Genomic DNA, 6962 nt, shown 5'->3' on the forward strand with positions numbered 1-6962 from the left:
ATAATAGTATTATCAATTATCAATAAAAACAGAAAACCATGAGAAAGCTATACTTTTTGCTTCCATTTATTTTTTTAGCGTGTAAATCGGGAACTTCAACTTCAAATGAAAGTGGAGCAAAAACAGATTCAAAGCCAATAGAAATTAGCTATAAAGTAAAAGAATCTGAAATTTCAGATTTTCTAAAATATCTTTCTTCTGACGAATTGGAAGGCCGTGAGACAGGAACGCAAGGAATTGAAAAAGCGGCGGTTTTCTTGGAAGATTTTTTAAAGAAAAATAAAATCAAACCCTATTTTAAAACCTATCGCGATACTTTGACCAATTTTGATTCGCCAGCTTTCAACATTGTTGGTGTTATTGAAGGAACAGATCCTGAACTTAAAAAAGAATTTGTGGTCCTGAGCGCACATTACGATCATATTGGTTTAGAGAAAAAAGAACAAGCCGATAAAATAAATAATGGAGCAAATGACGATGCCTCGGGAGTAACGTCTGTAGCGGCGATGGCAAAATATTTTAGCGAAACTAAAGCGAATAAACGAAGTATCTTAATTGTGTTTTTTGCTGGAGAAGAAAAAGGATTACTAGGTTCAAAAAGTTTAGTAGAGAAATTGAAAAAACAAAATTTCAATCTTTATACACAATTAAACATAGAAATGATTGGTGTGCCAATGAAACGAGATTATTTGGCTTACATAACTGGTTTTGATAAATCGAATATGGCGCAAAAAATAAACGAATATACAGGAAAAAACACCATTGGATTTTTACCGAAAGAAGCAGAATATCAATTATTCTACCGCTCTGATAATTATTCGTTTTTTCAAGCTTTTGGAAAACCATGCCAATCCCTAAGTACTTTCGATTTTGAAAACTTTGATTATTATCACCATGTTTCAGACGAATTTAAATTAATGGATATTCCTCATATCACGGCATTCACACAAGAATTATTGCCTGCAGTAACCAAAATTGCGATTTCGCCAACGCAAGAAATAACGATGAACAAATAAGAGGCTGTTTTACAGCATTTGATTATTTTTGCTACATGAAAAATATTATCGTTACAGGAACAAGCAGAGGAATTGGTTACGAATTAGCCTTGAAATTTGCCGAAGCAGGTCATCAGGTTTTGGCCATTTCCAGAAAAATACCGCAAGCACTTTTAGAACATCAAAATGTAACTTGTCTGTCTGTTGATTTGGCAGATGAAACGGCTTTGGATCAGGTTGACAATTTTCTTTCTTCAACATGGAAAAAAGTAGATGCAGTTGTTCATAATGCAGGGGCTTTGCTTTTAAAACCTTTTGAGCAAACGACACAGGCAGATTTTGAAAATATTTATAAAGTGAATGTTTTTGCTGTTGCCAATTTAACTCGTATCTGTATTCCGTATTTAGAAAAAGGAAGTCATGTTGTAACAATTAGTTCAATTGGTGGAGTTCGCGGAAGCTTAAAGTTTGCTGGATTAGCGGCTTACAGTTCGAGTAAAGGAGCCGTAATTACTTTAACTGAATTATTGGCTGAAGAATATAAAGAAAAAGGAATTTCATTTAATGTTTTGGCTTTGGGTTCTGTTCAAACTGAAATGCTTAATGAAGCTTTCCCTGGTTATCAAGCTCCAATTTCTGCTGAAGGAATGGCAACTTATATCTATGATTTTACATTAAATGGAAATAAATATTTTAACGGAAAAGTTTTAGAAGTTTCTTCAACAAATCCGTAAATTAAATTCCAAAATAAAAAATCCAAATTCCAATTTTAAAACGTCTAACGTATAACATCTAACAGATAACATTTAACTTTAAATTGAGCGAAACTTTAGCTAAATATATTCCTGAACACGCGGTAAAACCTGTTTTCGATTTGATAGTGGCCAATCAGGTTCACTTGAAAATTGTAAACGAGCGTCAGACGCGTCACGGTGATTATAGGAGAGGACCAAGTGGAAAGCATGAAATTACGGTTAACGCAAGTTTGAATAAGTATCGTTTTTTAATTACGCTGATTCATGAAATTGCACATTTAGTTGCTTTTGAGAAATTCGGACGAAATATAAAACCGCATGGAAATGAATGGAAATATACTTTTCAGCGTTTAATGGTTCCGTTTATTCGGCCAGAAATATTTCCAGGACAGATATTACCGCTTTTGGCAAGACATTTCAAAAATCCTTCAGCGAGTAGTGATACCGATACTACTTTGTCTTTGGCTTTAAAACAATATGACAAAGAAAATGATAAAAATTACGTGTTTGAAATTCCGTACGGAAGTATTTTTAGAATTAAAAATGGTAAAGTTTTTAAAAAAATAGCCGTTAGAACAAAGCGTTTCGAGTGTTTAGAAATCAGCTCTGGAAAGACTTATCTTTTTAATCCGAATGCAGAAGTAGAATTGATCAATTAAATTCCAAGTAAGAGAGAATAAAAAATCCCAAATTCCAAAGTTTACTACAATTGGAATTTGGGATTTTTAATATTGGAATTTTTAAAAGGACTAGCCTTTTAAATAGGCTTCTCTTACTTTTTTGAAAAGGTTTGAAGAATAAACAAATTTAACTACTGCCTCATTGTCGGTCGTAAAGATTTCTTCTTTTGTTCCTTGCCAAGCTTTCAGACCTTTCTTTAAGAAAACAATATTCTCACCGATTTCCATTACAGAGTTCATATCGTGAGTATTAATTACAGTTGTAATATTGTATTCTTTTGTGATTTCTTGAATCAAGTTATCAATCAAAGTCGAAGTATTTGGATCTAAACCAGAGTTAGGCTCATCACAAAACAAATATTTCGGATTGTTTACAATTGCGCGAGCAATAGCCACACGTTTCTGCATTCCTCCAGAAATTTCAGAAGGCAGTTTCTTGTGTGCATCGATTAGATTTACTCTTTCTAAAACAAAATCAACGCGTTCTTTGATTTGCGCTTTGTTGTTATTAGTGAACATTTTTAATGGGAAAGCTACATTTTCTTCAACAGTCATTGAGTCAAATAACGCACTTCCCTGAAATACCATTCCTATTTCGGTTCTCAAGTCACGTTTTTCATCTTTGTCTAAATCAGAATAAACCCTTCCGTCAAATTCAATTGTTCCTGAATCTGGCGTGTGAATTCCTAATAGCGTTTTTAATAAAACTGTTTTTCCAGATCCACTTTGTCCAATAATCAAGTTGGTTTTTCCAGTTTCAAATACCGTCGAAACGCCTTTTAAAACTTTGCTATCCCCAAATGATTTTTCTATATTTTTTACTTCTATCATTATCCTAATAATAATTGAGTTAATATATAATTAAAAAGAATGATACAAACAGAAGTCCATACGAATGATGTTGTACTTGCTTTACCAACTTCTAATGCACCACCTTTCATATAGTATCCGTGAAAAGATGGGATTGTTGCCAATAGCATGGCAAAGATTAAAGTTTTAATAAAGGCATAAGTAATATGGAACGGTATGAAATCTTTTTGAGCTCCCATAATAAAATCTGCACCAGTTGAAAATCCTCCGTAAGCACAAGCCATCCATCCACCAAAAATTCCTAAAAACATACTAATCCCGATTACGAAAGGATACATTAATAAAGCGATTATTTTTGGAAAAACAAGATAGTTTACGGAGTTAACTCCCATAACTTCTAACGCATCAATCTGTTCTGTAACTCGCATTGTTCCGATACTTGAAGTAATGTAAGACCCCATTTTTCCGGCCATAATTACCGAAATAAAAGTAGGGGCAAACTCTAAAACTACAGATTGACGTGTAGCAAAACCAATTAAATATTTTGGAATTAAAGGATTGGTTAAGTTTAATGCTGTTTGAATGGCAACAACTCCTCCGATGAAAAAAGAGATAAAGCAAACAATTCCTAGTGAGTCAATAATAAGATCATCAATTTCTTTTAGGATTAGATTTTTCATAACAGGCCATTTAGTCTGTTTGTTGAAAATTTCTTTCAGCATTAAAAAATATTTCCCTACTTGGGATAAATAACGGATTAGCATCATAATTTTTAAATATTGGCTAAATTAAGGATTAGTTTACAGTTTACCGTTTCAGCTGGGCAGTTTTTTAATTTTTTTAAGATTAAAAAAGCTTTTGTTTCATTTTTGCAAAACGATAATTCCTAATAAATTTAGCCTGTTCGGGGGTAACTAATAAAGGAGTATTGGCTTTTTTGGCTTTCCAAAATCCTCTGATATAATCTAAAAACAGAAATGGTTTTTTCTTCATCATCGCCAATTTTGCCGAAGCAATTGCGGTAATCCAAAACCCATAACCTAAAGTGTAAAAAGCTTCGCCTTGTTTGTAACGAGCTGTTTTATTGTAATTTGCTCCCGTTGGTTTTAAATGTTTTACATGTAAAGATTGGTCAGTTACAATTTTCCAATTGTAATATTTACAAAGTAATTCATCAACAGTATCCCAACCCATTGCTGGACGTAAACCGCCAATTTGTTGATAGGTTTCTTTTCTATACGCTTTTAAGGCTCCGCGAATATGATCTTTATCGGTAAGGTTTTCTAAAACCCATTCGCCATTTTTATCAATATAACAGAATCCTCCAGCCATTCCAACTCTTTCATCTGATTCGAAATGTTTAATAATGGTCTCAAAATAGTTGGGAGGAAAAATTAAATCGCCGTCTATTTTTACAATGATATCGTAATTCGAATCTAAAGTTTCAAAACCTTTTTGAAAAGCCTGAATAACTTTACTACCAGGCATATGAATTGCATCTGAAGTTTTGTTTACAACAGAAATATACGGATTGTTTGTTGCAAAACCCAACACAACTTCTTCAGTTTTATCTGTAGAATTGTCATTTACCACCACAACTTTTGATGGCAAGACAGTTTGAGAAACCAAAGATTCTAAAGTCAAGCCTATTAAATCTTGTTCGTTATGTGCGGGAATGACGATGTAGTATTTCATTTTAAATTCCAAATTTTTAAAAATTCCAAATTCCAATTTTTGAGAATTAATCCCAATCTTCTAAAATTCCAAATTCCAATCAAAGCTGGTTCAATTGGAATTTGGGATTTTTTTATTGGAATTTGCCTTTAGGCTTTTATTTTTTCAGCCACAACAATATAATATCTTGGAGTAAAATATCTTAATAAGGGTCTGAATCCAAACTTTTTTACTGGATGTGTAAATTGTAATCGATCGGTAATTTTCCAGCCCGTTTTTTCTAAAAGCCAATCCAATTGCCAATCTTCAAATTCATGGTAATGTCTGTCCCACATATCGGTTTTAGAACGATATGCTGGTGAAAACCATAAACGTAATGGGATTGAAATTAATAGTTTGTCACATTTTACGTTTTGTAAAACTGTGTATGGATTTAGTAAATGTTCGAAAATTTCAAATGCAGTAAAAACAGTATATTCTTCCGTTTGTAGCGCCGTATGGTCGTTGTCTAAATCTTCGCCTTTTGTGTTTTTTACGGTATAGCCATTTTCTTCCATTATCTTAGAAAACGGATTGGGTACACCAAAATCAAAAATGGTTTCAGATGTGCTAACGTGCTTTTTTAAAAACTCTAAGGTAAGTTTGAATCTTTTATTCGGAAACGTTTTTTCGTACATAGTTATTGCGAACGAATTAATCTCTCGTTCTTGAATTTAATTAGGTCGCAAATATACTAAAAAAGTAATCAGTGTTCAGTTTTTAGTATTCAGTTGCGGTGCTAAGTTTTAAAATGAATTTCTCTCAAAGACGCGAAGTCGCAAAGTTTTGATTAAAAAAATAAACCATATAAGTAATATAAGTTCAATTAAAGGAAAACTTAATTGAACTTATATTACTTATATGGTTAAAAACTTCGCGACTTCGCGTCTTTGCGAGATTATTTCACTCGACTTTAAATTTTAATATCTATAAACAAAAGCATTAATATTCATTCCAGCTCCTACTGAAGCAAAAATAAGAACATCGCCTTTGTTGATTTCGTGGTTCTCTATTTTTCCTTGTAAAATCAAATCGTATAGAGTAGGAACAGTTGCAACACTGCTATTTCCTAGATCGTGAATACTCATTGGCATAATATCTTTTGGAGCCGTTTTATCGTAAAGTTTGTAGAAACGTTCGATAATTGCTTCGTCCATTTTTTCGTTTGCTTGGTGAATCAGGATTTTTTTCACTTCATCAATTCCAATTCCGCTTTTATCTAAACAGCTTTTCATAGCGCACGGAACATTGCTTAAAGCAAATTCGTAGATTTTACGCCCATACATTTTAATGTATTTAATGTCTGGATCTAAATCTGGATTATACGATTTTCCGAAGAAAAGATAATTTGCTTCATCATTGGCATAAGTAGCGCTTTCGTAAGACAACAATCCAGCATCATCGGTCGATGCTTCTAAAATTGAAACTCCAGCTCCATCAGAATAAATCATAGAATCACGGTCGTGATCATCTACAACTCTCGATAAAGTCTCGGCACCAATTACCATTACTCTTTTTGCCATTCCAGATTTGATAAAAGCATTTGCTTGTAAAACGCCTTCAATCCATCCCGGACATCCAAAAAGAATGTCGTAAGCCACACATTTAGGATTTTTAATTCCTAATTTGTTTTTAACTCTTGTTGCTAAACTTGGTAAAACATCAGTTTGATGCGTTCCTGTTTTTACGTCACCGAAATTATGCGCAAAAATAATGTAGTCTAAAGTTTCTGGATCGATTCCCGCATTTGCAATTGCTTTTTCAGCCGCAAAGAAAGCTAAATCAGAAGAATTGTATTGTGGTTCGGCATAACGACGATTCTCGATTCCCGTAATACCTTTAAATTTTTTAATTACAACTTCATTAGGATAACCAAAAGGAGTTCCGTCCTCATTTAAAAAAACATGTTTATCAAAATCTGTGTTTTTTACTTCTAAATTAGGAATATAACTCCCAATACCAATAATTTTTATTTTCATTTCCCTTTAATTATCCGATAAATTTAGTGC

Annotated in this window: 8 protein-coding genes; 3 read left to right on the forward strand and 5 right to left on the reverse strand. The window is 32.9% G+C overall.

Features of this window, described 5'->3' with window-relative positions; all coding sequences use genetic code 11:
• The first annotated feature begins 38 nt into the window (after nt 1-38).
• From BSF41_RS22985 to BSF41_RS22995, 3 genes are all read left to right on the forward strand, one after another.
• Nucleotides 39-1016 (forward strand): M20/M25/M40 family metallo-hydrolase, encoded by a 978-nt coding sequence (locus tag BSF41_RS22985; protein ID WP_095931810.1) that lies wholly within the window; start codon nt 39-41, stop codon nt 1014-1016.
• Nucleotides 1017-1051: 35 nt separating this feature from the next.
• Nucleotides 1052-1729 (forward strand): SDR family oxidoreductase, encoded by a 678-nt coding sequence (locus tag BSF41_RS22990; RefSeq protein WP_095931811.1) that lies wholly within the window; start codon nt 1052-1054, stop codon nt 1727-1729.
• Between the two features lie 83 nt (nt 1730-1812).
• Nucleotides 1813-2409 (forward strand): SprT-like domain-containing protein, encoded by a 597-nt coding sequence (locus BSF41_RS22995; RefSeq protein ID WP_095931812.1) that lies wholly within the window; start codon nt 1813-1815, stop codon nt 2407-2409.
• A gap of 90 nt (nt 2410-2499) precedes the next feature.
• On the opposite strand, the gene BSF41_RS23000 is transcribed toward BSF41_RS22995, so the two are convergent.
• The 5 genes from BSF41_RS23000 to BSF41_RS23020 form a co-directional block, all read right to left on the reverse strand.
• On the reverse strand, nt 2500-3261 hold the full coding sequence (locus BSF41_RS23000) for an ABC transporter ATP-binding protein (protein WP_095931813.1): 762 nt from the start codon (nt 3259-3261) through the stop codon (nt 2500-2502).
• On the reverse strand, nt 3261-4007 hold the full coding sequence (locus BSF41_RS23005; protein WP_095931814.1) for an ABC transporter permease: 747 nt from the start codon (nt 4005-4007) through the stop codon (nt 3261-3263). Before BSF41_RS23005 ends, BSF41_RS23000 begins: the two co-directional genes overlap by 1 nt.
• Nucleotides 4008-4086: 79 nt before the next feature.
• Nucleotides 4087-4935, reverse strand: a complete 849-nt coding sequence (locus BSF41_RS23010; RefSeq protein WP_095931819.1) for a glycosyltransferase family 2 protein — start codon at nt 4933-4935, stop codon at nt 4087-4089.
• A gap of 128 nt (nt 4936-5063) precedes the next feature.
• Nucleotides 5064-5591, reverse strand: coding sequence for a methyltransferase (locus BSF41_RS23015; protein WP_095931815.1), 528 nt, complete (start codon nt 5589-5591; stop codon nt 5064-5066).
• A 282-nt stretch (nt 5592-5873) separates the two neighbouring features.
• Nucleotides 5874-6932: a 3-oxoacyl-ACP synthase III family protein gene (locus tag BSF41_RS23020; protein ID WP_095931816.1), complete on the reverse strand. Its 1059-nt coding sequence runs from the start codon at nt 6930-6932 to the stop codon at nt 5874-5876.
• Between the last annotated feature and the right edge of the window lie 30 nt (nt 6933-6962).

Source organism: Flavobacterium sp. ACN2 (assembly GCF_002303885.1).
Lineage (GTDB): Bacteria > Bacteroidota > Bacteroidia > Flavobacteriales > Flavobacteriaceae > Flavobacterium.

Excerpts from the sequence above, each read along its gene's own strand:
- BSF41_RS22985 (WP_095931810.1), top strand. The coding sequence starts at position 39 with ATGAGAAAGCTATACTTTTTGCTTCCATTTATTTTTTTAGCGTGTAAA.
- BSF41_RS22990 (WP_095931811.1), top strand. The coding sequence starts at position 1,052 with ATGAAAAATATTATCGTTACAGGAACAAGCAGAGGAATTGGTTACGAA.
- BSF41_RS23000 (WP_095931813.1), bottom strand. The coding sequence starts at position 3,261 with ATGATAGAAGTAAAAAATATAGAAAAATCATTTGGGGATAGCAAAGTT.
- BSF41_RS23005 (WP_095931814.1), bottom strand. The coding sequence starts at position 4,007 with ATGATGCTAATCCGTTATTTATCCCAAGTAGGGAAATATTTTTTAATG.
- BSF41_RS23010 (WP_095931819.1), bottom strand. The coding sequence starts at position 4,935 with ATGAAATACTACATCGTCATTCCCGCACATAACGAACAAGATTTAATA.
- BSF41_RS23015 (WP_095931815.1), bottom strand. The coding sequence starts at position 5,591 with ATGTACGAAAAAACGTTTCCGAATAAAAGATTCAAACTTACCTTAGAG.
- BSF41_RS23020 (WP_095931816.1), bottom strand. The coding sequence starts at position 6,932 with ATGAAAATAAAAATTATTGGTATTGGGAGTTATATTCCTAATTTAGAA.